Genomic DNA, 24,526 nt, shown 5'->3' with positions numbered 1-24,526 from the left:
CCCCTTCCGCGTGTGTGCGGCCGGATAAGGTGGCCGGACACCATTGCGTCGGTCTATAGCCAGGATGTGGTTCCCATGAGCGCTGCTGTCCCCGCCGGAGGCGACACCGTGGCGGCGCGCACCTGGCCCGACGTGCTGAGCGCGCTGCTGGCCGGGCAGGACCTGAGCGAGGACGCCACGGCCTGGGCGATGGACCGCATCATGCGCGGCGAGGCCACCGACGCGCAGATCGCGGGGTTCGCCGTCGCGCTGCGGGCCAAGGGCGAGACGGTCGCGGAGATCTCGGGACTGGTCCGGGCCATGTACGCGCACGCGCGCACCATCGAGGTGCCGGGCCCCACCGTCGACATCGTCGGTACCGGAGGGGACCGCGCCAAGACGGTGAACATCTCCACCATGTCGGCGATCGTCGTGGCCGGGGCCGGGGTGCAGGTCGTCAAGCACGGCAACCGCGCCTCCTCCAGCGCCAGCGGGGCCTCCGACGTGCTGGAGAAGCTCGGTGTCGACCTGGAGCTGAGCCCCGAGAGAGTGGTGGAGGTGGCTGCGGAGGCGGGCATCACCTTCTGCTTCGCGATCCGTTTCCACCCCGCGCTGCGGCACGTGGGCACCGCCCGCAAGGAGCTGGGGGTCGCCACCCCGTTCAACTTCCTGGGCCCGCTGACCAATCCGGCCCGGGTGCGGGCGCAGGCCACCGGCGTGGCCGACGCGCGGATGGCCCCCATCATCGCCGGTGTGCTGGCCGCGCGCGGCTCCTCCGCGCTGGTCTTCCGCGGGGACGACGGGCTGGACGAGCTGACCACCACCGCCACGTCCACCGTGTGGACGGTGCGGGACGGCACGGTCCGCGAGGAGAGCTTCGACCCCCGCGAGGTCGGCATCGAGCTGGTCCCCGTCGAGGCGCTGCGGGGGGCGGATGCCGCCTACAACGCGGATGTGGCCCGCCGGCTGCTGGAGGGCGAGCAGGGCCCCGTACGGGATGCGGTGCTGCTGAACTCCGCGGCGGCCTTCACCGCGCTCGCGCCCACCGACGCGCCGCTGGTGGAGCAGATCGCCGCCGGGATGCGTCGGGCCGCCGAGTCCATCGACTCGGGTTCCGCCAGGGCGGCGCTGGAGCGGTGGGTGGAGGCCAGCCACCGCCGGTGAGGTCCCGCCGCCGCACCCGTCCTCCAGGCGGCGGGTGCGGCGCCGTCCGTGCGTGCGGTGCCGCCGTCCGGGTCGGCTGCCCCGGGGCGGCTCGATCGCACCGGGTGCCTCACTGCTGTGCGGCGGCCTCCAACCCGGCGATCTCCAGCTTCTTCATCCCGAGCATGGCCCGGGTGACGGCTTCGGCCTGCTGCGGGCTGCCCGAGCTGAGCAGCTCGAACAGCTTGCGGGGCACGATCTGCCAGGACAGCCCGTACTTGTCCTTGAGCCAGCCGCACTGGACCTCCTGGCCGCCGTGTGCGGTCAGCTTCTCCCAAAGCGTGTCCACCTCTTCCTGCGTGTCGCAGTCCACCTGGAGCGAGATCGCCTCCGTGAAGGAGAACTCCGGGCCGCCGTTGAGCGCCACGAACTCCACTCCGGCCAGCTCGAAGGCGACGGTCATCACCGTGCCCGGGGTCCCGGGGCCCGTCTCGGAGTAGCGGGTGACCTGAAGGACCCGGGAGCCGGGGAAGAGGGAGACGTAGAACTGCGCCGCCTCCTCGGCCTCCGTGTCGTACCAGAGGAACGTCCTGATCTTCTGCGGCTGTGGCATGGTCCCGGCCTCCTGGTGTGGGGATACGGCGTGGTACGGCGCCTCTTCAGTAGAGACCGCCTCCGCCCGCCGCGCTCATCGCTCGCCCGGGGAGTCCTGCTGCTCCACCCCACCGGCCCTCGCCGCCGGCGGCCCGGCCGCTCGGTGCCGGAGGGCGCCTGCCTTCCCGAGGCGCCGGGGCGATGTGCGGCCGGTGACGGCGTGGCCGTAGCCTCGTGGCTCCCCGGAGCGGAGGAGATGATGTGAGCGCAGGCTGGATCACCCGGTGGGAACCCGAGGAGCCCAGCTTCTGGGCCCGGGAGGGGCGCCGTGTGGCACGGCGGAATCTGTGGCTGTCGGTGTTCGCCGAGCACATCGGGTTCGCGGTGTGGAGCCTGTGGTCGGTGCTGGTGCTCTTCCTCACGCCGCAGGAAGGTTTCGCGTTGTCGCCGGACGACAAGTTCCTGCTGGTCTCGGTCGTTTCGCTGGTGGGCGCCGCGCTACGGCTGCCCTACGGGTTCGCGGTCACCCGGTACGGCGGCCGGACCTGGACGGTGTGCTCGGCGCTGGCGCTGCTGGTGCCGGTGGTGTCGGCGGCCGTGCTGGTGCGCGACCCCGGCACCCCGCTGTGGGCGCTGCTGGTGTGTGCGGCCGTCTCGGGGCTGGGCGGCGGCAACTTCGCCTCGTCCATGGTCAACATCAACCGGTTCTTCCCCGAGCGGGAGAAGGGCTGGGCGCTCGGCCTCAACGCGGGGGGCGGGAACCTCGGCGTCGCCACGGTGCAGTTGCTCGGGCTGCTGGTGCTGGCGACCGCCGGGGCCACGCGTGCGCAGGTGCTGCCGCTGCTGTTCGTCCCGGCGCTGCTGCTGGCTGCCGCGCTGGCCCACCGGTACATGGACAACCTCGCCACGGAGCGCACCGACCACGGTGCCTACCGTGCGGCGGTGCGCGACCGGCACTGCTGGACCGTCTCGCTGCTGTACGTCGGCACGTTCGGCTCCTTCATCGGCTTCGGGTTCGCCTTCGGACTGGTGCTGCAGAACGACTTCGACAAGAGCCCGGTGCAGGCTGCCGCGCTCACCTTCCTCGGCCCGCTGCTGGGATCGCTCACCCGTCCGCTCGGCGGGCGGCTGGCCGACCGGTACGGCGGGGCACGTGTCACCGCGTGGACGTTCCTGGCCCTCGCGGTGGGTACCGGCGGGGCGTTGGCGGCCTCGGCGGGCGGGTCGTACGCGCTGTTCGTCGCCGACTTCGTCGTGCTGTTCGTGCTGACCGGCGTGGGCAACGGGTCCACCTACAAGATGATTCCCGCGATCTACGCGGCCCGCGCGGCCGACGCGGTCGAGTCGGGCAGCGATCCGGGGGAGGAGCGGGCGCGCAGCCGCCGGATGTCCGGGGCCGTCATCGCCGTCTCCGGCGCCGTGGGTGCACTGGGCGGTGTCGCCATCAACCTGGCCTTCCGCGAGTCGTACCGGACAGCGGGCGACGCCCGCCCCGCCCTGGTGGCCTTCCTCGCCTTCTACGGACTGTGTCTCGCGGTGACCTGGGCGGCGTACGTGCGGCGCCCCACCGGGAGGCGTACCGCACCCGGCGACGGTGCCCCGCCCCTCGCCGAACCGGTCGCCTACGAACCGGCCTCCGAGGTGGGGGAGGTACCGCGGTGAGCGCGGGGACCGGTACCGCCACCCACTGTCCTTACTGTGCGCTCCAGTGCGCCATGACCCTCACCCCGAGCGGCCCCTCCGGCGAGCTGTCCGTCTCCCCGCGTGACTTCCCCACCAACCGGGGCGGTCTGTGCCAGAAGGGCTGGACGTCGGCGGCCCTGCTGACCTCGCCCGAGCGGCTGACCCGTCCGCTGGTGCGGGACGGCAAGGGCGCCCCGCTGCGGGAGACCTCCTGGGAGGAGGCGCTGAGCCTGGTGGCGCGGCGGTTCGCCGAGCTGCGCGCCGCCCGGGGCCCGGACGCGGTGGCCGTCTTCGGCAGCGGCGGGCTGACCAACGAGAAGGCGTACGCGCTCGGCAAGTTCGCCCGCGTCGCGCTGGGCACCTCGCAGATCGACTACAACGGCAGGTTCTGCATGTCCTCGGCCGCCGCGGCCGGCAGCCGGGCCTTCGGCCTCGACCGGGGGCTGCCCTTCCCCGTCACCGACCTGGACGCCTCCGAGACCGTGCTGCTCGCCGGCGCCAACCCCGCAGAGACCATGCCCCCACTCATGGGACACCTCGACCCCGGCCGCCTGATCGTCGTCGACCCGCGGCGGACGGCCACCGCCGAGGCTGCGCTCGCCGCCGGGGGTCTCCACCTGCAACCCACGCCGGGCACCGACCTGGCACTCGCCCTGGGAGTGCTGCACGCCGCGCTGGTGGACGGCCACCTCGACACCGCCCAGCGCGTCGCCTACCGGCGTGAGCGCACCGCCGGCTGGGAGGACGTACGGCGCAGTGCCGCGCGCTGGTGGCCGGAGCGCACCGAGCGGCTGACCGGCGTGCCCGCCGCGGACCTGCACCGTGCGGCAGCGCTGCTGGCCGGCGCCCGCCGCGCCCATGTCCTCACCGGCCGCGGCGTGGAACAGCACAGCACCGGCGTCGACACCGTCACCGCCTGGATCGACCTGGCCCTCGCGCTCGGACTGCCCGGCACCCCCGGATCCGGGTACGGCTGCCTGACCGGCCAGGGCAACGGCCAGGGAGGGCGCGAGATGGGCCAGAAGGCGGACCAACTGCCCGGCTACCGACGCCTCGACGACCCGGCGGCCCGCGCCCGTCTGGCCCGGGTGTGGGGCGTACCGGCCGACACGCTGCCCGGGCCCGGGCGCAGCGCGTGGGAGCTCCTGGACGCGCTCGGCACTCCGGACGGTCCGGCGGCGCTGCTGGTGATGGGCGCCAACCCCGCCGTCTCCGCGCCCCGCTCCCGCCGCGTGGCCGCCCGCCTGGGCGCACTGGACCTGCTGGTGGTCGCCGACTTCGTCCGCTCCGAGACGGCCGAACTGGCCGACGTCGTCCTCCCGGTGACCATGTGGGCCGAGGAGGACGGGACCCTCACCAACCTGGAGGGCCGCGTCCTGCGCCGCCGCGCCGCCCAGCCCCCGCCCCGCGGAGTCCGCACCGACCTCGACGTGCTGCGTGAACTCGCCGGGCGGCTGGGGCGCCCCGCGGCGGAGTTCCCCGCCGACCCCGGCGTGGTCTTCGCAGAGCTGCGCCGCGCCACGGACGGCGGCCCCGCGGACTACTCCGGCGTCGACCCGGAGACGCTGGAGGCAGGGGAGGGGGTGTACTGGCCGGCACCGCGGACCGGCCGCGAGCCCGCCGGCGGCAGTCCCCGCACGGCCCCGGCGGGCTCCGGGACGCCCCGGCTCTTCCTCGACCGGTTCGCCCACCCCGACGGGCGGGCCCGGTTCCTGCCCGTCGAGCATCGGGGCGCCGCCGAACTTCCGGACGAGGCTTACCCGTTGTACGCGACGACCGGGCGGCTGCTCCAGCACTACCAGTCCGGCGCCCAGACCCGGCGGACACCTGAGCTGGCGGCGGCCGTGCCCGGCCCGTACGTCGAGGTGCACCCCGACACCGCGCACCGGGCCGGGCTCGACGACGGGGCCCACGCCCGTGTCGTCTCCCGGCGGGGGGCCGTCGTCGCCCAGGTGCGCCATGCGTCCGGCATGCGGACCGACACCGTGTTCCTGCCGTTCCACTTCCCCGGGGAGGGAGCGGCGAACGCGCTGACCAACCCCGCGCTGGATCCGATCAGCCGGATGCCGGAGTTCAAGGTGTGCGCCGTACGGCTGGAGCGGGCCGGGGACGGGTCCGCGCGTGCGGGCGACACCGGGTGGGAGGAGACCGCGTGAGCCGCCGGGACACGCATGTCGTCGTGGTCGGCAACGGGATGGTCGGGGCACGGCTGCGGGAGGAGATCCTGCGCCGCGACCCGGAGGGCCGACGCGTGCGGCTGACCGTGCTGGGTGCCGAACGGACCGGCGGCTACAACCGGGTGCTGCTGCCGCGGCTGCTCGCCGGGTCTCTGACCGGGACGGATCTCGCCCCGGACGCCTCGGCCGACCGGACTGGTGAGACGGGCACCGTCGTCACCGAGGTCGACCGCGCCGCCCGCACCGTCACCACCGCAGACGGCCGGCAACTCGCCTACGACAAGCTGGTGCTGGCCACCGGAGCCCGGGCCGTCGTGCCCCCGCTTCCGGGCCTGCACGGCAGGAGCGGCGCCCTCGCCCCGGGGGTCTGCACCCTGCGCACCCTCGCAGACGCGCGCCGGTTGCAGCGGCTGGCCGACCGTGCCCGGACCCGCGAGGGGCAGATCGTCGTGCTGGGCGGCGGGGTCCTGGGCCTGGAAGCCGCACGGGCCCTCGTCGCACGCGGTGTCGAGGTGACGGTCGTCCACCCCGAGCCGTACCCGATGGGCCGCCAGCTCGATCCGTCCGGTGGGCGGACGCTCAGCCGCGCGGTGCACCGCGTCGGTGTCGCGCTCCGGCTGGAAACCGCGGCGGTGCGCTGGGAGCCGGGGGAGGGGCTGCACCTGTCCGACGGAAGCCTGCTGAAGGCGGACGGGCTGCTGCTGTGCACGGGAGCCCGCCCCGAGACCGCGCTGGCCCGTGCGTGCGGGCTGGCGGCCGGCCCGGGCGGCATCGCCGTCGACGAGACCCTCACCACCGCCGACCCCGGTGTCCACGCGCTGGGTGACTGTGCCGACGCCGCCCCCGGCCTGCTCCAGCCCGGCTGGGAGCAGGCGGCCGTCCTCGCCGCCCGGCTCACCGGCGACGACCCGCACGCCCGCTACCTGGGCAGCCCGCGCGTGACCCGGTTGAAGGCTGCCGGTATCGAACTGACCTGCCTGGGCGACCCGTTCGTGGAGGACGGACTCGTACCGGGGCAGGCGGCCCAGGACGGCGGCCCCGAAGTCCTCCGGCTGGAGGACCCGGCACGCGAGCGCTACGCCAAGCTGGTGCTGCACGGCGACCGGGTGACCGGCGCCATCCTGCTCGGCTTCCCCGATGCCGCCGCCGGACTCGTCCAGCTGTACGACAGGGGCGCACCCGCCCCCTCCGACCGGCTGGCTCTCCTGCTGAGCCGCGCACTGCCGCCCGAAGTCGGGGACAGCCCCGAAGCCCTGTCCGAGCAGGCACTGGTGTGCCGCTGCAACAGCGTCACCAAGGCCGCGCTGCGCACCGCCTGGCACGGGGGCGCCCGCTGCGCGCCCGACCTGGCCGCCGCCACCCGCGCCACCACCGGCTGCGGGAGTTGCCGCACCGCGGTGGAGAAGCTCGCCGCCTGGCTCGCCGAGGTCGGCCCGGCCACCGGGCGGTCTCCCTCCGGTGTGCCGTCGAGGTGAGTCCGCCGCCGAGAGCCGACCGCGCCGCACGTCGCAGGAGGGGTCCACAGAGGACTGCCGACCGGCCGGGTGCGCAGCCGTCCCGCGATGATGGGACCATCGCGGTCCGTCCCTCCGTACAGCCCCCGTGAAAGGAGACGCCGTGCCGGCAACCCCACCGTCGCCGGAGCGCACCGGCCCGGCGGCGGTGCCGCCGCTGGCCGGGTTCACCGTCGCGGTGACGGCCGCCCGCCGTGCCGAGGAACTGGGTGCCCTGCTCCAGCGGCGCGGCGCCGACGTCGTCCACGCCCCCGCGCTGCGCATCGTCCCCCTCGCCGACGACGAGGAACTCCGCGCCGCCACCCGGCAGGTGCTCGCCCACCCGCCCGACGTCGTCGTCGCCACCACCGGCATCGGCTTCCGCCGCTGGCTGGAGGCGGCCGGGAGTCAGGGCGACGGCGAGGCCCTCCGCCGGGTGCTCGCCGCCGGGGAGCTGCTCGCCCGTGGGCCCAAGGCCTGCGGAGCGATCCGCGCCGCCGGGCTGCGCGAGGTCTTCTCGCCCGCCTCCGAGTCGTCGGACGCCATCCTCGAACACCTGCTGGCACGCAGCGACGTGGCCGGGCTCCGGATCGCCGTCCAGCTCCACGGGGAGCCCCTGCGCGACTTCCTGGCCACGCTGCGGGGCGCGGGCGCCGAGGTCGTCCCGGTGCCCGTCTACCGGTCGACAGGCCCGCTCGACCCCGCGCCCCTCGACCGGCTGATCGCCCGGCTGGCCGACGGGAGGGCGGGCGGCGTCGACGCGGTCACCTTCACCAGCGCACCGGCCGTCACCGGGCTGTACTCCCGCGCCGAGGAGCACGGCACCGGCGACGCGCTGACCCGCGCGCTGCGGGAGAGGGTGCACGCCGCCTGCGTCGGGCCGACCACCGCCGCGCCGCTGCTCGCCCGGGGCGTCCCCGCCTACTGGCCCGACCGCTTCCGTACCGTCGCCCTCGTCCGGCAGGTGTCCGAGCGGCTGCCCGGCGCGGCCCCGCAGTTCACCGCCGCCGGGCACACCGTTCAGGTGCGGGGCAGTGCCGCCGTCGTGGACGGCGCGCTGCGGCCCGTCGGGCCCGGCCCCGTGGCCGTGCTGCGTGAGCTCGCCCGGCACCCCGGGCAGGTCCTGGCCGGTGCCGACCTGCTGCCTGCGCTGCCGGGCAGGGGCGCCGACGAGCACGCCGTCGAGGATGCCGTCGCCGAACTGGGTAGCGCCCTGGGCACGCCCGGCATCGTCCGGACGGTCACCGGGCGCGGTTACCGCCTCGCCCCCGGAACCGTCGGCTGACCGCTGTCCCACGGGGCAGCGTCCGCATGATGGACGCACCCGTGCGCGCCGCGAACGGGCTGTGGCATACTCCCTCGCAGGTCACGAGCGACAGCGACAAAGGCCCCGGCCCGCTGTCCGGCAACCCTCCGTCCGTGGCGGGGTGCCCCGGGTGATGACCAGGCCGTAGGACAGCAAGGTCTGCGGCAAGCGCGGATCCCTCTCCGCCAGGGGTCCTGGTCTTCGAGGGAGTCTTCCGTGAGCAAGCGAATGCGCTAGGGCCGTACCTCCAGGCCCCGCCCTTCCCGCCCTTCCCTTTCCTTCCCCTGGTGTGCCGCGCCCGTCCGGCGCCGCCAGGTGTCACCTCCGCCCATGGGAGCTCCGCCATGCCGTTCGACGCCACCTTTGCACCGTTTTCCTATGATTCCTGTGATTCCTCTGGTTCCTCTGTTTTCCCTGGCTCTTCTGGTTCCTCCCGTTCCGTGGACGGTCAGCCGCAGGAGGGGGCCGGCGCGCCCCTGCCCGTCCTCGGCCGTGACGTCCGTGTCCCCCTGGTCACCGGCGGCGAGGTGACCTACGCGGCGCTCGACTACGCGGCCAGTGCCCCCGCGCTGCAACGGGTGTGGGACGAGGTGGCCGCGTACGCGCCGTACTACGGCAGTGTCCACCGGGGCGCCGGGTACCTCTCACAGCTCTCGACGGAGCTGTTCGAGCGCAGCCGGCAAACGGTCGCCGAGTTCGTCGGCTGCCGGGAGGGCGACCAGGTCGTCTTCACCCGGGCCACGACCGACTCCCTCAACCTGCTCGCGTCCGTACTCCCCGCCGGCACGCGGGTGTTCGTCTTCGAGACCGAGCACCACGCCTCCCTCCTCCCGTGGCGCGACCACGAGGTGACCTACCTGGACGCGCCGCGCTCGCCCGAAGCGGCCGTCGCCACCCTGGAGGCGGCGCTGCACGGGGCGCCCGCAGGGCCCAAGCTGGTGTGCGTGACCGGGGCGTCCAACGTGACCGGCGAGGTCTGGCCCGTCCGCGAACTGGCCCGGTCCGCGCACCGGCACGGCGCCCGGCTCGTGCTCGACGCCGCACAGCTGGCCCCGCACCGCCCGGTCAGCCTGGCCGAACTGGAGGCGGACTGGGTGGCGTTCTCCGGACACAAGCTGTACGCGCCCTTCGGCGCCGGGGTGCTGGCGGGTCGCGCGGACTGGCTCCAGGGCGCGGAACCGTACCTGGCGGGCGGCGGTGCGAGCCGCAGTGTCGCGCGCGGCGCGGACGGCGGCGTGGAGGTGGAGTGGCACACCACCGCCGCCCGCCACGAGGCCGGTTCGCCGAACGTCATCGGCGCCTACGCCCTCGCCTCGGCCTGCCGCGCCCTGTCCGAGGCCGGGTTCGACCAGGTGGTCGCCCGCGAGGAGGAGTTGCTGGGCCGCCTGCGCGCGGGGCTGGCCGAGGTCCCGGAAGTGACGGTCCTCTCCCTCTTCGGTGACGGCGCCGACCAGGTCGGGGTGGTCTCCTTCGTGGTGGAGGGCTGGAACAGCTCGCACTTCGCGGCCGCGCTGTCCGCGGAGTACGGCATCGGTGTCCGCGACGGGCTCTTCTGTGCGCACCCGCTGCTGCGGACCCTGCTCGGCCAGGAGGGCGACACCCCCGGTGAGTGCGGGGCGCCGGAGGCCGCGCCGGGAGAGCAGCGCTCGCTCAACGCGGTGCGGGTCAGCTTCGGGGCGGGGACCCCGGACGAGCACGTGGAGCGGTTCGTGACCGCCGTCCGCCGCCTGGTGCGGGACGGTGCCCGCTGGAACTACCGTACGCAGGACGGCCGTTGCGTCCCGGAGCCGTCCGGCGACCGGGCCGCGGAGCGCGCCGGACACTGAGCGGCGGGCCGGGACGGGCAGGAGTGCCGACAAGCGGTCCGGCGGAGCTGTCGTCTTGTGGTCATCGGCCGGCACCGCGCGCCGCGCCGAGGCGCTCCAGCCCCCACGCCGCCAGCGCGGCGGCGGCAAGCCCCGTGCCCAGCAGGCAGACCCCGCTCCAGCCCGCGCACGCCCACACCACGGTGGTCAGCGCGGATCCGGAGGCGCCGCCGACGAAGAAAGCGGTCATGAACACCGAGTTGAGCCGGTTGCGGGCGTCGGGACGCAGCCGGTACAGCACCGTCTGACTGCTGTTGAGCACGGCCTGCTGCCCGGCGTTCAGCACGACGATGCCCAGGCCCAGCCAGAGCAGGGAGCGCTCGCCGCCCAGCATCGCCAGCCACCCGACGCCGAGCGCCAGGATGCCGGACGCCGTCACGTGCTGGGCCCAGCCGCGGTCGTTGAGCTTCCCCGCGAAGGTCGTGGTGGCCACGCCGATCACGCCGAGGAGTCCCACCAGCCCGATCCTTCCCTCCGACCAGTGGTAGGGCGGGCCCGCCAGCAGGAAGGTCACGGCGGTGATCGTTCCGCTGTACGAGGCGAAGGAGAGTGCGCTGATCACCGAGCGCTTCCGCAGGAGAGGGACCTCACGCAGCAGCGCGAGGGAGGAGCGCAGCAGGGCCGGGTAGGACAGGCGGGCCGGCGAGGCGACGCGGGGCAGGAAGCGGTGCAGGGCCACGGCCATCACGGCGACGGGGACCGCGCTGACCCAGTACACCGTGCGCCACCCGCCGAGCGTGGCCAGTGCGCCCGAGACGGTCCGGGCGAGCAGCCCGCCCAGCAGGATGCCGGACATCACCGTGGCGACCGCCTGTCCCCGCCGCTCGTCCGGGACGAGGGCGGAGGCGTAGCCGACGACGACCTGCGCGCCGACCGCCGTCAGCGCCACCGCGACCGTACCGGTCAGCAGCAGGGCCCCGTTGGGCGCGGCGGCCGTCAGCGCGAGGAACAGCGCGGTCGCGCCGAGCAGGCCGACCGCCAGCTTGCGCCGGTCGAGCACGTCGCCGAGCGGGACGATCAGCAGCAGGCCCAGCGCGTAACCGGCCTGCGAGGCCGTCACGATGAAGCCCGCGAGGGTGGCACCGACGTGCAGATCGCGGGTGATCAGGTCCAGGAGCGGCTGGGCGAAGTAGTTGCCTGCGCAGGACAGTCCGGTGGCGACGGCCATCAGGACCAGCAGCCCCCGGCGCGGAGCCGGCGGTGGGGCGACGCTACGCGGTGCGGCGGGGGAGGGAGCGGCTGCGGGGACGGCCCGCGGTGCGGTGTCGGTCATGCCGGTCAGCCTGCGGGCGCCGCCGTCGATGAGTCCAACACATCCTTGTCATACGAGCGATCGCGCAACGAGATGGCTCGGCTCTACAGTCGCGTACATGGAACTCCAGCAGCTCCGCTACGTCGTGGCCGTCGCCGAGTCCGGCGGCTTCACCCGGGCCGCCGAACGGTGCCATGTCGTCCAGTCCGCGCTCAGCCACCAGATCGCCAAGCTGGAGAGGGAGTTGGGCACCAGGCTGTTCGACCGCACCAGCAGACGCGTGGAGCTCACCCCCGCGGGCGAGGCCTTCCTGCCCGCCGCCCGCCAGTCGCTGGAGGCCGCCGAACGCGCCGCGGCCGAGGTCGCCGCCGCCACCGGCGAGATCCGCGGCACCCTCGCCCTCGGCGCGATCAGCACCATCGCCTCCGTCGACCTGCCGAGGATGATGAGCGACTACCACGTGCGCTACCCGCAGGTTCGTATCCTCCTCACGACGAGCCGCAGCGAACTGCTGGCCGAACAGGTGCGGCGCGGCACGCTCGACCTCGCCTTCCTCGGGGTGACCCCGGGGTTCCGCACCCAGGACGTGTGTTCGCGCGTCCTGGTGCGGGACCGGCACGTCGTCGTGGTCGCCCCCGGCCACCCGCTGGAACGGGAGGGCGCCGCGGGACCCTTGGAGCTCGCCCGCCTCGCCGAGGAGGTCTTCGTCGACTTCGCCGCCGGCAGCCACGCGCGGGCGCAGACCGAGGAGACCTTCGCCGCGGCCGGACTCCGGCGCGACGTCGCCTTCGAGGTCTCCCACTGGGAGTTCCTGGCCGCCCTGGTGCGCACCGGCATGGCCGTCGCCATGCTCCCCTCGGCCTTCGTCTCCCAGCTCTCCGGCCTCCGCGTCCTGCCTGTCCGCGACGGCCCGCAGCGTGAGGAACGCCTGGTCTGGAGCGCCACCCGGCTCACCCCGGCCGGCGCCGCGTTCCTGCGGGAGCTGGGGGAGGACCCGACGCCCCCCGGCCACCACCCGGGGCCGCTGTCCCCGCACGCAGGTGCGCCTCAACCGCCGCCCAGCACCCGCCGCAGATAGGCGTCGAGACCGGGAGCCACCCACCTACGCGAGTCGCTCTCGTGCTCCCACACGAACACGTCCTCGTCCCGCTGCGGCTGTCGCACGAACGCGAACCGGTCACCGCCGCCGTCGTCGCCGAAGAGGAGCAGCGGTGTGAAGGGCATGCAGAGCGCGGCGAAGTCGGGGCAGGCGCGGAAGGAGGCGTTGTCGGCGGCGATCCGTGCGGCGTCCCACACCACGTCGGTGCCGTCCTCGTCCTGAACCCCGTCGCACTCCCGCAACAGGTCCCGCAGCGGCGCCGGCAGCGGCTGCCCGAGCGCGCGTGCGCTCCCGGCGAGGGACTCCTCGGTGGCCGGCGCCGCCACCCGCGCCTCCGGACGGAGCCGGCGGATCTCCGCACGCCACCGGGAAGGCGGGGAGAGGTCGGGTGCCCGGGACGGGGACACGTCAGGCACCCGGATGGAACTCGTGCACGACCTCGATCAGCCCGACGAGGTGCGCGTTGAACTCCGCCAGTTCCTCGGCCGGTACCCACAGCTCCAGGATCGTCCTCCCGCCCGCCTGCTGGACGGGATACCGGGCGAGGAAGGCGCTCTCGACCTCGAAGCGGGTCACGTACCCGGCCCCGTCGTGCTTGACGTTCCAGTCGCGGGCGATGCGGACGGCGTAGTCCTCGTCGAGCACGGGGTAGAAGATCGGCTGCTCCGGCAGCCGCGGCGGCCAGGCCCGCCACCCCGACTCCTTCACCAGCTCCAGCTCTTTCGGCCCGGTGGGCCGCCACAGGGTGGTCGTCGCGCTCGTCGCGCCGCTCTCCGCCGTACTCATCCCGGCACGCTACCGGCAAGCCGGAAGCCGCGTGCGGGCGCCGGGTGCCGGACGCCTGTGCCTGCGGACCTACGAGTCCAGGCCGATGGCGAAGGCCGTCTCCAGGTCGTGCTGGGAGTAGGTGCGGAAGGCGATGTGGGTCTCGGTGGACTGGACGCCGGGGACCTTGCTGATCCGGCCGGGGATGATGTCGGCGAGGTCGTCGTGGTCGGCGACGCGGACCATGGCGATCAGGTCGTGGGCACCGGTGACGGAGTAGACCTCGCTGACGCCGTCGATGGCGGCGATCTGCTCGGCGATCTCGGGGATGCGCTCGGTGCTCGTCCGGATGAGGACGATCGAAGTGATCACGTCTGGGTCTCTCCCTCGCGTACCGGGGTTGGCCCGGTCACTCTAGCCCGGCGGTATCCCAGCCACGCGAGGAGGAAGCCCAGGGTGAAACCGACGACGTGGGCCAGGTACGCGATGCCCGGACCGTCGCCGTCCTGGCGGGCCGCCAGCCACTGGAGGGTCAGCCAGAACAGCAGCACCACCCAGGCGGGGAAGCGCAGCGGCAGGAAGAAGAGGAACGGGAAGACACTGGTGACCTTGGCGCGCGGGTGGAGATAGAGGAAGGCACCCAGCACGGCGGAGATCGCCCCCGAGGCGCCGACCAGCGTCTCGGGCGAGTCCGGGTGCGCCATCGCGTAGCAGAACATCGCGGCGTAGCCGGTGCCCAGGTAGAAGAGCGTGAAGCGGGCCGCCCCCATCCGCTGCTCGACCGCGCCGCCGAAGACGAACAGGAAGAGCAGGTTCCCCAGCAGGTGGAGCCAGTTGCCGTGCAGGAACAGCGCGGTCAGCGGAGTCAGCAGCGGGCGCCCGAAGCCGCCGTCCAGCAGTGTGCGGGGCACCACGCCCCACCGGTCGAGCCAGGCCGCCCTCACCTCCTCCAGGGTCCGCCCCGTACCGTAGGAGGGGAGGAGCCCGCAGGCCGGGCCGAGTACGAAGACGAGGCAGCAGCAGCCGATCAGGGCGTACGTCGCCGGCGGGCGTGCTCTCCCGCCGCGGCGCCGGGGCGCGGCGGCGGCGCGATCGGTGCCGTCCATGACGGGATCATGACGGCTGCGTTGCGGGGCATGCTCCTCGACACACGCACAGGCACGCGGACGGCCCCCAGGCCGTAGGGTTGGCCGCACGTGACCCCGACCTCAAGAAGCGAGGACTCGACACGATGGCGGTCCCCACGCCCACGGCAGACACCCGCTGGCGCTGCACCCTGTGCGGCAACCTGACCCGGTTCGATGTGACCCGGTCCAGCAAGGTGGTGGAGTACGTCCATCTGGACCTGGCCGGAGCGCCGACGGTGGAGGAGCGTGAGGTCCTCAGTGAGAACATCGAGTCCGTGCGGTGCAGGTGGTGCAACGCCGCGGACCAGATCGAACTGGTGGACCGGCCCAGCACTGAGGTATAGGGGCTCGGACAGACACAGGAGCTCTGCGGAACAGGGCTTGAGACGGCAGGTGTGACCGGTGGCGGAACGGACGGGCGGCGAGCCTCGGCAGCCGGAGAACGCTGTCGGCCCGGGGCCCCACCACGGGGGTCCGGCGCCGACAGCGGCCGGCGGGCAGCCACCTGCCGCGAACGGCCCCTCGCACGGTGCCGCACCCGACCACGGATCCGCCTCCGACAGGCCGGCGCCCGACGAGAGCCGCACCCCGGGCGAGACGGCCCGTGACGGCGGGGCCGCCGCGGATGGCGCGGTATCCGACGCCGGGGCCGCCACGGGCGTCACCGAGTCCCGGGGCGGGAGCGCTTCAGGTGATGCGGAGCCCGCTGCCGGGGGTCTCCCAGGCGACGCGGGGCCCCGCGGTGGAGACGCCGCGGGGGGCGCGGCGTCCGACGGCGCGGTGCCAGGGGACGGGAGAACCGGCGAGGTGACGCCCGACGCGGCGGAGCCCGCGGACGGAGTCTCCGGCCGGGCGCCGTCCGGGGGCGGGGAGGCCCAGGACGGGGAGTCCGAGGGACTGGAGCGGCCGTTGCCGGAGAAGGTGCGCCGGCGCGTCGTCGTCTTCACCGACGACGCGCTGGGCGGACTGACCGTCGCCGAACTGCCGCCCCCGCTGCGGCAGTACGCCCGGTTCACCCCGCAGCGCCGGGCGAAGTTCGGCGGCAACGCCATGGCGGCCGCGCTGGAGACGGACGCCGTCTTCCGGCAGCGCATCGCCGCCAGGCTCCGCGAGCGGCTGCCCGAGTTGGCGGGCGCGCTGGAGGAAGGGGCACCGCCCCCGGCCGCCGACCCGGTCGACGTGGCAGCGGCCGGCTACATCCTGCGGCCGCCCGGCTGGGCGAAACTCGTCGCCGCGGCGGGCGAGGAGGCCCAGCGGGCACAGGCCGAACGGGCCGGCGAGGAGACCCAGCGCGAGCTGGTCTCCCTGCGCGAGGAACTGTCCCAGGCCCGGAGCGCGCTGCGCGACGAGGCGGAGCGCGGCCGCCGCGAGACGGAGGCGCTCCGCAAGGAACTGGACGGCGCCCACCGCCGGCTCCGCAGCGCCCAGGCCGACGTGCGCCGCGGGGAGGCCGCCGTGCGCAAGCTCCAGGCGGAGCTGGAGGCGGCGCGGTCCTCCGCGAGCGCGGACAAGACCGCCTCGGACAGCGAGGTACGGCGGCTCAAGGCGCGGCTCGCGGAGACGGAGTCCGCACTGGAGGCCGGGCGCCGGGCGGCGCGCGAGGGCCGCAGCGTCGAGGACATGCGGGTCAGGCTGCTGCTGGACACGGTGCTCGACGCCGCGCAGGGCCTCCGTCGCGAGCTGGCGCTGCCGCCGTCCGAGACCCGCCCCGCCGACACCGTCGACGCGGTGGAGCCGGGCCGGATGTCGCCCAAGGACGTGGCGGCCAGGGCGCTGTCGGCGACGGACCCGGCGCTGCTGGACCAACTGCTGGCGCTGCCCCAGGCACACCTGGTGGTGGACGGCTACAACGTCACCAAGTCCGGCTATCCCGCGATGCCGCTGGACAAGCAGCGGCTGCGGCTGCTGGGCGGGTTGGCCGGGCTGGCGGCCCAGTCGAACGCGGAGGTCACCTGCGTGTTCGACGGCGCGGAGCTCGCGGCCCCGGTGCTGCTGGCGCCGCCGCGCGGGGTCAGGGTGCTCTTCTCGAAGCCGGGCCAGACCGCGGACGAGCTGATCCGCCGTCTGGTGCGGGCCGAACCACCGGGACGCCCGGTGGTGGTGGTCTCCAGCGACCGCGAGGTGGCGGACGGTTGTGCCGCGGCCGGCGCCCGCCCCGTCGCGGCGACCCTTCTCCTCAAACGGCTCGCCCGGACCTAGCGCCGGAAGGGCCGGAAGTCCCGGAAGGGGAGCCGGGGGCGGGCGCCCGAACAGGTCCGCGGTGAGGGCCGGTTCGGGCCGGGATGGGTGAGGGGGGGTGCACCCTGTCACGTGTGCGCAGCGTGAGGTACCGCTCGCCGAGAGTGGATCCCGGGTAAAGAATGCGGTCGCGAGTCGCCTTTTTTCTGGAGGGATTTGCTCCGATCACTACGCGTGGCTAATCTCTGGCTCGAACCTCCGCTCGGGTGATCACCTATCCGGGGTGACAGCGGGGGACCGCCTCGTTCCGCCCACGCTCGGACGGCCGCCTCGGTGCGCGCCGCCCCGACGACGGCGGAGCCGGAGATGACCGACCGGCAGGCGGCTGAGAGGAAGAAGGAGCTCGCCCACGTGGCGTCCCACCGTCGTCCCAAGCAGCCCAGCCGCGCACGCGTCAGTGTCTTCACCATGACCGCTGCCGCGGCCGTCGCCCTCACCTCCCAGGCGGCCCACGCCGACCCGCAGACCTCCAAGAAGAGCGTCAAGGAGAAGGTCGACAAGCTCTACGAGGACGCCGAGGCGGCCACCGAGAAGTACAACGGCGCCAAGGAGAAGCAGTCCAAGCTCTCCACGGAGGTCGAGAACCTCCAGGACAGCGTCGCGCGCGGCCAGGGCGACCTCAACAAGATGCGGGACCAGCTCGGTTCGGTGGCCACCGCGCAGTACCGTACGGGCGGGATCGACCCCTCGGTGCAGCTCTTCCTCTCGTCCGACCCGGACACGTACCTGGACAAGGCCTCGGCCATGGACCAGTTGAGCACCAAGCAGACCAGTGCGCTCAAGAAGATCCAGGCCAAGCAGCGCAGCCTCGCGCAGCAGCGCAAGGAGGCGTCCGGCAAGCTGAAGGACCTCTCCTCCACCCGTACGGCGCTCGGCAAGAAGAAGAAGGAGATCCAGGGCAAGCTCTCCGAGGCCCAGACGCTCCTCAACTCGCTGACCGCCAAGGAGAAGGCGAAGCTGGCCGAGAAGCAGCAGCGCGCCAACCGCGCCGCGGGTGAGCGCGCCGACCTCGGCGACGCGAAGCCCGGTTCGGGGCGTGCGGCCGCCGCGCTGGCCGCCGCCAAGGGCAAGATCGGCAGCCCGTACGTGTGGGGTGCCACAGGGCCGAGCTCCTTCGACTGCTCGGGGCTGACCTCCTGGGCCTACCAGCAGGCGGGTGTCTCGATCCCCCGCACCTCGGAGGCGCAGGCGAACGCGGGCACCCGGATCTCCAGCCAGGGCGCGCTCAAGCCGGGCGATCTGGTTCTCTTCTACGGCGACCTGCACCACATCGGTCTCTACGCCGGCAACGGACAGGTGCTGCACGCGCCCAAGCCGGGCGCGTCGGTACGGTTCGAGGCGATGGGCAACATGCCCTTCCAGTTCGGTGTCCGGGTGGGCTGACGCCCGGCCGATCAACAGCCAGTGCGATGACCGCTAAACGTCCCTCGTCCGGGTGAAGCCCTACGGCCCCTCGTGACCCGGGTACCTGCCCGGTGACCTGCGTGATCGGCGGGTGTCACGCCCCGGGGCAGGGCTGACGGACGGTGATCGGTCCTTTGCTGCCTGTGAGGGCGCGGCTACATTCTGCGGGCGCATGTCGCCTAGCGGAAGGAACGCGTCCTCCAGTGGCTTCCCACCGGTCCCCTCGCCGTACCTCGCTGCCCGCGCAGGGCTGGACCGCGCGGGTCACCGTGCTGTCCGCCGCCGCGGGCGCGGCAGTCGCGCTCACCTCCGCCCCGCCCGTCGGTGCCGAGCCCGGCGGCGGCCAGCCGTCCGTCAAGAGCGTCAACTCCCGCATCGACGACCTCTACGAGCAGGCGGAGGTCGCCACGGAGAAGTACAACGGGGTCGCAGAGCGGGCCGACACCCTCCGCAAGCAGGTCTCCGACGCGCAGGACGCCGTCGCCCGGGGCCAGGAGAAGGTCAACCGCCTGCGCGACTCGCTCGGCGGGCTGGCCGGCGCCCAGTACCGCTCCGGGGGCATCGACCCCACGCTGACGCTGATGTTCACCGAGGACCCCGAGCGCTACCTCGACAAGGCCGCCACCCTCGACCGCATCGGCAACCGCCAGACGCTCCGGCTGCACCACCTCAAGTCGGCCCAGCGCAGCCTCAAGCAGCAGCGCACCGAGGCGGCCGGCAAGGTCGAACAGCTCACCGGGCTCCAGGAGTCGCTGGGGCGGCAGAAGAAGAGCGTCCAGAAGAAGCTCGCCGCCGCCAAGCGGCTCCTTGGCGAGCTCACCGCCCAGCAGCGGGCCGAGCGGGACCGCGCCTCCCGCGGCGGCCAGGACGGACGGAGCGGCTCCCACGGACAGCCCGGCGGCGGCAAGCCCTCCTCGGGGCGGGCGGCTGCGGCCGTCGCCGCCGCGCAGTCCGCCGTCGGCCGCCCCTACGTCTGGGGTGCGGCCGGGCCGAGCGCGTTCGACTGCTCCGGGCTGACGCAGTGGGCCTACAAACAGGCGGGCACCTCGATCCCGCGCACCTCGCAGGCGCAGCGGTCGGCGGGCCGGCAGGTGCCGCTCAGCCAGGCGCGCCCCGGCGACCTGGTCGTCTACCGGGACGACGCCAGCCATGTGGCGATGTACATGGGCAACGGCCGGGTGGTGCACGCACCGCACCCGGGCGCCCCGGTGCGCTACGACCCCGTCGGCATGATGCCGGTCTCGTCCGTCACCCGCCCCTGACCCCCGGTTCGGATCGCGGCTCAAGGTCCGCGCCGGACCGCTCGGTGACGCCACCCGTACCCTCGATGGAGTGAACGACAGGCGACGGGAACCCCGCCCCGGGAGGCCCCTGGGCGGGGGCGCCCGCTACGGGGCGGTCCCGTACCGGAGGCGCCGGCGCCGCAGCCCGCGAGGGCTCGCCCTGTTGCTCGCGCTCTGTGCCTGCGCCTGGCCCCTGTCCGCCTGCGACGCCGGGGACGACGGCAACGACCGTGCCCCCTTCCAGGCGGCCCTCGACCGGCAGGCCGCCGCGCTCCGCCACGGCGACCGGCAGGCCTACCTGGCGGGCCTCGACCCGCGCGCCGACCGCTACCGCGACCGGCAGCGCCAGGTCTTCGACAACCTGCGCAGGCTGCCGCTGGGCGCGTTCGGCTACCGGGTGGTGTCCGTGACGCGCCACGGCGACGAGGCGCGGGTCGACGCCCGGCTGCGGTACCGCCTCACGGGCTACGACCGCGTCGCTACCACGGACCCGGAGCGGCTGCGCTTCGTGAGGCGGAACGGCGACTGGCGGCCGGCGGGCGAGGTCTCCGGCAGCGCCACCCAACTGTGGGAGCAGGGCGCGCTGACCGTCGTGCGGGGCGAGCACAGCCTGGTGCTGGGTGTCGGCCGCGAACGGGAGGGACTACGGGAGCTGGCTCGCGCCGCCGACCGCGCGGTGCCCGCCGTCGCCCGGCAGTGGCCCGACGGCTGGTCCCGCAGGACGGTGCTGGAGGCGCCGTCCTCGGTGGGGGCGATGGCCCGGCTGCTCAGGTCATCCGCCTCGTCCTACGACGGGATCGCCGCCGTCACCACGGGCGAGGGCGGCAGCGAGGGGCGCGAGCACACCGCGCCCGCGGACCGCATCGTCGTCAATCCGCGTGCCTACGGGGTGCTCAGCGAGCAGGGGCGGCAGGTGGTCCTCACCCACGAGACCACCCATGTGGCCACCCGGCGGCAGACCACCCCCGCGACACCGATGTGGCTGTCCGAGGGCATCGCCGACTGGGAGGGTTACCGCGCCGCGAAGCTGCCGTCCCGCCAGGCGGCGCCCGAGCTCGCCCGCGCGGTGGCCGGCGGACACGCGGGCCGCGGCGCGGGCTCGCCGCTGGGAGCGCTGCCCGACGACCGCGACTTCCGCTTCGACAACGACCCCACCCGGCTCGCCCTTGCCTACGAGGGCGGGTGGCTGGCCTGCCGGATGGTGGCCGGGACGTGGGGCGCGGACAAGCTGGTCGAGCTGTACGCGCGTGCGGGCCGCGCGCACGACGGCCGGCGGCCCGACACGGACGCGGCCCTGCGCTCCGTCCTCGGCGTCAGCCGGGCCGAGTTCACCGACCGGTGGCGGGACTATGCGACCGCCCAGCTCGCGAACCGGCCTCCCGCGCACTGAACGGCGCGATCCCGTGCGGGGCACGGCCGTGCGGGGCCGCCTCGTGCGGAGCACCTTCGTACCGGATGCCCTGGTGCGGGGCGCCTTCGGAGGGGATGCCTGCGTGCGGAGCGCCTTCGTCCTGAGCCGCCTCGGCCCCGGCGGCCGCAGGCCGGGCGTCCTGGTGCGGGGGGCGCATGGCGGGCACGGTGCTGTCCTGGCCGGTTCCCCCGGGCGGCGCTTCGGTCACCGTCGACCGCCACAACTGCACGCACGCGATCACCGCCGCGGCGACCAGCAGGGCGTTGCGGGCGGCCAGCGCCACGCTGCCCCAGCCACCGCCGGTAACGACGTCGGTGAACCGGACGGGGAACTCCACCTGCGTCAGGCCGGTCGCCACCAGCACCAGCCAGGAGGGCAGTGCCCGGCGGCCCGCGCGCAGGGTGAGGCAGACGGCGGCCAGCCCGACGAGCCAGATCAGGTACTGCGGGGAGAGCACCCGGCTGGTGACGACGAACACCAGCACGGCCGCCAGCGCCGCGTCCGCCATGGTGCCCGGCGACCAGGTGCGCGCCCGCAGCCGCCACAGCAGCAGCCAGCCGAAGCAGGCCCCGGTCGCCACCATGGCCGCGTCGGTCACCAGCCACACCCCGGACCCGACGAACTCCATCGAGCCGTACCGCAGCACGATCTGACCGTCCCACCCGAAGAAGTACCGGGCCGCGTGCAGCGCCAGGGAGCCGACCGACTCGACCTCGGTGCCCCGGCCGCGCTGCCCGGTGAGGAAGTCCAGCGAGCCCGGCATGGTGGCGGCGAACCCGGCCGCGAGCAGCAGTGCCGTGGCCGGCGCGGTGAGCCACGCGGCGCGGGTGGCCCGGCCGCGCGGGGCGCCGAGCAGCAGCAGCGCAGGCCACACCTTCACCATGGCACCCAGCCCGGCCAGCATCCCGGCCCAGCGGGGGCGGCGGGCGGCGGCGAGCAGCGCGGCCACGGCCAGTGCGGTCACCATCAGGTCGTAGCGCGCGTAGGCCGTGGGCCCCAGCAGCGGTACTCCGGCCACCCACGCCCACACCCCGGCGCGCCGCCGCCCGCCCCTCGTGCCGGGCTGCGGACGGGCGCGGGAGCCGCGTCGCCGTACGGCGTACAGCAGCATCCCGAGGACGGCCGCGTCGGCCACGCAGGCCAGCACGAAGAACGCGGAGGCGTAGCTCAGTCCACCGGCTGCCGGACCGGTCAGCAGCCCGGGGGCGAGGATGACGAGGGCGGCACCGGGCGGGTACTGCCACGCCACGTCACCGGACGGGAACGCCCCGGCGGACAGATGCGCGTACCAGCCGTGGTAGATCGCCGACACGTCGGTCGTGATGTCCATGCCGCCGGGCACGGTGAAGACCTTGAAGACGTACAGCAGCAGTACCGCACGCGTGCCCGCCCAGACCAGCGAAGGCGCCACCACGCCACCCCGTCGCGTCCTCGCCTCGCTGCGCATCGTGCCCTTTCCCTCACCGTGCCCGGCCGCCGGGCCCCTTCCCAGCCGCCGGTCCTGCGCCTGCCGTGTCCGCACTGGTGCGCGGTACTGTCAGCGGCGATGCACAAGACCCTGATCGTCACCAACGACTTCCCGCCCCGCCCGGGCGGCATCCAGGCGTTCCTGCACAGCATGGCGCTGCGCCTCGACCCGGAGCGGGTCGTCGTCTACGCCTCGACCTGGAAGCGGAGCCGGGAGGGCGTGGCGGCCACCGCGGCGTTCGACGCGGAGCAGCCGTTCACCGTGGTGCGGGACCGCACGACGATGCTGCTGCCCACTCCGCGCGTCACCAAGCGTGCCGTCTCGCTGCTCCAAGAGCACGGATGCCGTTCCGTCTGGTTCGGCGCCGCGGCGCCGCTCGGGCTGACGGCCCCGGCCCTGCGCCGGGCCGGGGCGGAGCGGATCGTGGCGACGACACACGGGCACGAGGCCGGCTGGGCGCAACTGCCCGCGGCGCGTGGCCTGCTGCGGCGCATCGGGGAGGAGACCGACACCCTCACCTACCTCGGCGAGTACACCCGCAGCCGGATCGCGGCCGCCCTCACCCCGCGGGCGGCCGCCCGGATGGTGCAGTTGCCGCCCGGGGTGGACGAGAAGACCTTCCACCCCGACTCGGGCGGTGCGTCCGTCCGGGCCCGGCTCGGGCTGAGCGACCGCCCCGTGGTCGTGTGCGTCTCACGGCTGGTGCCGCGCAAGGGGCAGGACACCCTCATCGAGGCCATGCCCCGGGTGCTGGCCGCCGTCCCCGACGCCGTGCTGCTCGTCGTCGGCGGCGGCCCCTACCGCGCGGACCTGGAGAAGCTCGCCGCAGCCCGCGGCCTCACCGGCGCCGTCCGCTTCACCGGCCCCGTCGCCTGGGAGGAACTGCCCGCCCACTACGGGGCCGGTGACGTGTTCGCCATGCCCTGCCGCACCCGGCGCGGCGGCCTGGACGTCGAGGGCCTCGGCATCGTCTACCTGGAGGCCTCCGCCACCGGCCTGCCCGTGCTGGCCGGGGACTCCGGCGGGGCGCCCGACGCGGTGCTCGACGGCGAGACCGGCTGGGTCGTCCCCGGCGCAGCCCCCCAGGAGACCGCCGACCGGCTGGTCACGCTGCTGCGCGACCCCGAGCTGCGCGCCCGCATGGGAGAGCGCGGACGGCAGTGGGTCGAGGAGCGGTGGCGCTGGGACCTGCTCGCCCAGCACCTACGCGACCTGCTCTGACTCCCCACTCCCGGCCCGCACCGCCGAACACGGCCCCCCACCTGCGGCGGGCGCCGTCGGTCCGCGATCCTGGTCCGCCGCGGGTGTCACGGGGTCGAGTACGGCCGGTTGCAGGGCCGTCAGCTCCGCCGGGTCCGCGACGACGTCGTAGGCCGCGATCCGTCCGCCCTCGACGCGGAAGGTGAGGGCCAGGCGCAGCCTGCCGCCCGGGGCCACCACCGCGCCCACGGCGCCGCCCACCAGTGCGGTCTGCGCGTACCGTGCGCGTCCGCCCCACAGCAGCGTGCCGCCTGCCACGGCGTCCGCGCCGCGCACCAGGGCCGCCGCCCCCTCGGGCAGCGCGGCGGGATCGGCGCGCCGCACCACGTCGGGCGCCAGCACGCGCAGCAGCTCCGCCAGGTCGCCGCTGCGGGCCGCGGCCAGGAACGCCTCCACCGCTTCGCGCTGCTGAGCCAGCTCCGCGGCCGGCAGCCGGGGCGTGCCCCGCACCCGGGCGCGGGCCCGGCTGGCGAGCTTCTTGGCGGCCACCGTGTTCCGTCCGACCAGGGGCGCGATCTCCTCGAAGGGGACGGCGAACAGGTCGTGCAGCACGAAGGCGACCCGCTCCTCGGGCCCCAGCGTCTCCAGCACGACGAGCAGCGCCCTGCCGACCGACTCGGCCCGCAGCGCCTCCTCCTCGGGCCCCTCCGCCTCCGCGTCCCGCGCGGTTTCGGGGATCTGCCGCCCCGCCGGGTCCTCGGGCCGCGCAGCCCGCGCCCGCAGCATGTCCAGGCAGACCCGGGACAGCACCGTCCGCAGCCAGGCGGTCAGGTTCTCGACGGCACCGGCGTCGGTGCGGCTCAGCTTCAGCCACGTCTCCTGCACGGCGTCCTCGGCCTCGCCGGGCGAGCCCAGCATCCGGTAGGCCACGGCCCGCAGAGGGCCCCGGCGCTCCTCGAAGCGGGCGGCCAGTTGGTCCAGCGCGTCCATCGGTCACCTTTCTCCCGCGCGGTCCGTCACCCCTCTCGACGTCCCGCAC

21 protein-coding genes and 1 riboswitch are annotated in these 24,526 nt (G+C 74.6%); of the genes, 13 read left to right on the top strand and 8 right to left on the bottom strand.

From position 1 onward, the window contains the following. Window positions 1-75: 75 nt before the first annotated feature. Complete coding sequence (gene trpD, locus H297_RS0109245) at window positions 76-1,143, top strand: anthranilate phosphoribosyltransferase (protein ID WP_027736802.1); 1,068 nt, start codon at window positions 76-78, stop codon at window positions 1,141-1,143. Window positions 1,144-1,252: 109 nt separating this feature from the next. On the opposite strand, the gene H297_RS0109240 is transcribed toward trpD, so the two are convergent. Then, window positions 1,253-1,735 (bottom strand): VOC family protein, encoded by a 483-nt coding sequence (locus H297_RS0109240; protein ID WP_027736801.1) that lies wholly within the window; start codon window positions 1,733-1,735, stop codon window positions 1,253-1,255. Between the two features lie 242 nt (window positions 1,736-1,977). On the opposite strand from H297_RS0109240, the gene H297_RS0109235 reads away from it, so the two are divergent. From H297_RS0109235 to H297_RS0109215, 5 genes are all read left to right on the top strand, one after another. After that, window positions 1,978-3,378 carry an MFS transporter gene (locus H297_RS0109235; RefSeq protein WP_027736800.1) on the top strand — a complete coding sequence of 467 codons (1,401 nt, stop codon included), beginning with the start codon at window positions 1,978-1,980 and terminating at the stop codon, window positions 3,376-3,378. A gap of 53 nt (window positions 3,379-3,431) precedes the next feature. After that, window positions 3,432-5,555 carry a molybdopterin oxidoreductase family protein gene (locus tag H297_RS35475; protein WP_051351683.1) on the top strand — a complete coding sequence of 708 codons (2,124 nt, stop codon included), beginning with the start codon at window positions 3,432-3,434 and terminating at the stop codon, window positions 5,553-5,555. Next, window positions 5,552-7,051, top strand: coding sequence for an FAD-dependent oxidoreductase (locus H297_RS0109225; protein ID WP_027736799.1), 1,500 nt, complete (start codon window positions 5,552-5,554; stop codon window positions 7,049-7,051). The genes H297_RS35475 and H297_RS0109225 overlap by 4 nt, the downstream gene beginning before the upstream one ends. A gap of 142 nt (window positions 7,052-7,193) precedes the next feature. Next, window positions 7,194-8,354: a uroporphyrinogen-III synthase gene (locus H297_RS0109220; RefSeq protein WP_027736798.1), complete on the top strand. Its 1,161-nt coding sequence runs from the start codon at window positions 7,194-7,196 to the stop codon at window positions 8,352-8,354. A 79-nt stretch (window positions 8,355-8,433) separates the two neighbouring features. Then, window positions 8,434-8,552: riboswitch (SAM riboswitch) on the top strand. 167 nt (window positions 8,553-8,719) lie between these two features. Next, the gene (locus tag H297_RS0109215) at window positions 8,720-10,201 is read left to right on the top strand and encodes an aminotransferase class V-fold PLP-dependent enzyme (protein WP_486589457.1); all 1,482 of its coding nucleotides are present in this window, start codon (window positions 8,720-8,722) and stop codon (window positions 10,199-10,201) included. A 61-nt stretch (window positions 10,202-10,262) separates the two neighbouring features. Here the strand turns inward: H297_RS0109215 and H297_RS35470 are convergent, their stop codons facing one another. After that, window positions 10,263-11,513 (bottom strand): MFS transporter, encoded by a 1,251-nt coding sequence (locus H297_RS35470; protein WP_051351682.1) that lies wholly within the window; start codon window positions 11,511-11,513, stop codon window positions 10,263-10,265. A gap of 97 nt (window positions 11,514-11,610) precedes the next feature. On the opposite strand from H297_RS35470, the gene H297_RS35465 reads away from it, so the two are divergent. Next, window positions 11,611-12,570: a LysR substrate-binding domain-containing protein gene (locus tag H297_RS35465; RefSeq protein WP_051351681.1), complete on the top strand. Its 960-nt coding sequence runs from the start codon at window positions 11,611-11,613 to the stop codon at window positions 12,568-12,570. Here H297_RS35465 and H297_RS0109200 read toward each other — a convergent pair. The 4 genes from H297_RS0109200 to H297_RS0109185 all read right to left on the bottom strand — a co-directional run bounded on the left by H297_RS0109200 (window position 12,540) and on the right by H297_RS0109185 (window position 14,462). Further along, complete coding sequence (locus tag H297_RS0109200; protein ID WP_106959588.1) at window positions 12,540-12,998, bottom strand: SMI1/KNR4 family protein; 459 nt, start codon at window positions 12,996-12,998, stop codon at window positions 12,540-12,542. The two genes, H297_RS35465 and H297_RS0109200, sit on opposite strands and share 31 nt — an antisense overlap. A gap of 1 nt (window position 12,999) precedes the next feature. Continuing rightward, complete coding sequence (locus tag H297_RS0109195) at window positions 13,000-13,377, bottom strand: hypothetical protein (RefSeq protein WP_027736795.1); 378 nt, start codon at window positions 13,375-13,377, stop codon at window positions 13,000-13,002. 69 nt (window positions 13,378-13,446) lie between these two features. After that, window positions 13,447-13,728 carry an Lrp/AsnC ligand binding domain-containing protein gene (locus H297_RS0109190; protein WP_027736794.1) on the bottom strand — a complete coding sequence of 94 codons (282 nt, stop codon included), beginning with the start codon at window positions 13,726-13,728 and terminating at the stop codon, window positions 13,447-13,449. After that, the gene (locus tag H297_RS0109185) at window positions 13,725-14,462 is read right to left on the bottom strand and encodes a rhomboid family intramembrane serine protease (protein WP_027736793.1); all 738 of its coding nucleotides are present in this window, start codon (window positions 14,460-14,462) and stop codon (window positions 13,725-13,727) included. Before H297_RS0109185 ends, H297_RS0109190 begins: the two co-directional genes overlap by 4 nt. 125 nt (window positions 14,463-14,587) lie before the next feature. On the opposite strand from H297_RS0109185, the gene H297_RS0109180 reads away from it, so the two are divergent. The 5 genes from H297_RS0109180 (at window position 14,588) to H297_RS0109160 (ending at window position 20,798) form a co-directional block, all read left to right on the top strand. Continuing rightward, the gene (locus H297_RS0109180) at window positions 14,588-14,827 is read left to right on the top strand and encodes a hypothetical protein (protein ID WP_027736792.1); all 240 of its coding nucleotides are present in this window, start codon (window positions 14,588-14,590) and stop codon (window positions 14,825-14,827) included. A gap of 463 nt (window positions 14,828-15,290) precedes the next feature. Continuing rightward, window positions 15,291-16,682: an NYN domain-containing protein gene (locus H297_RS0109175; RefSeq protein ID WP_486589456.1), complete on the top strand. Its 1,392-nt coding sequence runs from the start codon at window positions 15,291-15,293 to the stop codon at window positions 16,680-16,682. A gap of 390 nt (window positions 16,683-17,072) precedes the next feature. After that, window positions 17,073-18,104, top strand: a complete 1,032-nt coding sequence (locus H297_RS0109170) for an NlpC/P60 family protein (RefSeq protein WP_027736790.1) — start codon at window positions 17,073-17,075, stop codon at window positions 18,102-18,104. Window positions 18,105-18,328: 224 nt separating this feature from the next. After that, window positions 18,329-19,387 (top strand): C40 family peptidase, encoded by a 1,059-nt coding sequence (locus H297_RS0109165; protein WP_027736789.1) that lies wholly within the window; start codon window positions 18,329-18,331, stop codon window positions 19,385-19,387. Between the two features lie 70 nt (window positions 19,388-19,457). After that, complete coding sequence (locus H297_RS0109160; RefSeq protein WP_486589455.1) at window positions 19,458-20,798, top strand: hypothetical protein; 1,341 nt, start codon at window positions 19,458-19,460, stop codon at window positions 20,796-20,798. Here H297_RS0109160 and H297_RS35460 read toward each other — a convergent pair. Further along, complete coding sequence (locus H297_RS35460; RefSeq protein ID WP_106959587.1) at window positions 20,737-22,266, bottom strand: glycosyltransferase 87 family protein; 1,530 nt, start codon at window positions 22,264-22,266, stop codon at window positions 20,737-20,739. The two genes, H297_RS0109160 and H297_RS35460, sit on opposite strands and share 62 nt — an antisense overlap. Before the next feature lie 99 nt (window positions 22,267-22,365). On the opposite strand from H297_RS35460, the gene H297_RS0109150 reads away from it, so the two are divergent. Next, window positions 22,366-23,508, top strand: a complete 1,143-nt coding sequence (locus H297_RS0109150; RefSeq protein WP_027736787.1) for a glycosyltransferase family 4 protein — start codon at window positions 22,366-22,368, stop codon at window positions 23,506-23,508. On the opposite strand, the gene H297_RS35455 is transcribed toward H297_RS0109150, so the two are convergent. Then, complete coding sequence (locus H297_RS35455) at window positions 23,491-24,477, bottom strand: sigma-70 family RNA polymerase sigma factor (protein WP_064744799.1); 987 nt, start codon at window positions 24,475-24,477, stop codon at window positions 23,491-23,493. The genes H297_RS0109150 and H297_RS35455 overlap by 18 nt on opposite strands. Between the last annotated feature and the right edge of the window lie 49 nt (window positions 24,478-24,526).

The organism is Streptomyces sp. CNT360 (assembly GCF_000424785.1).
Note: the sequence above shows the minus strand (reverse complement) of the source record. Positions and strands in the feature narration are given on the sequence as shown.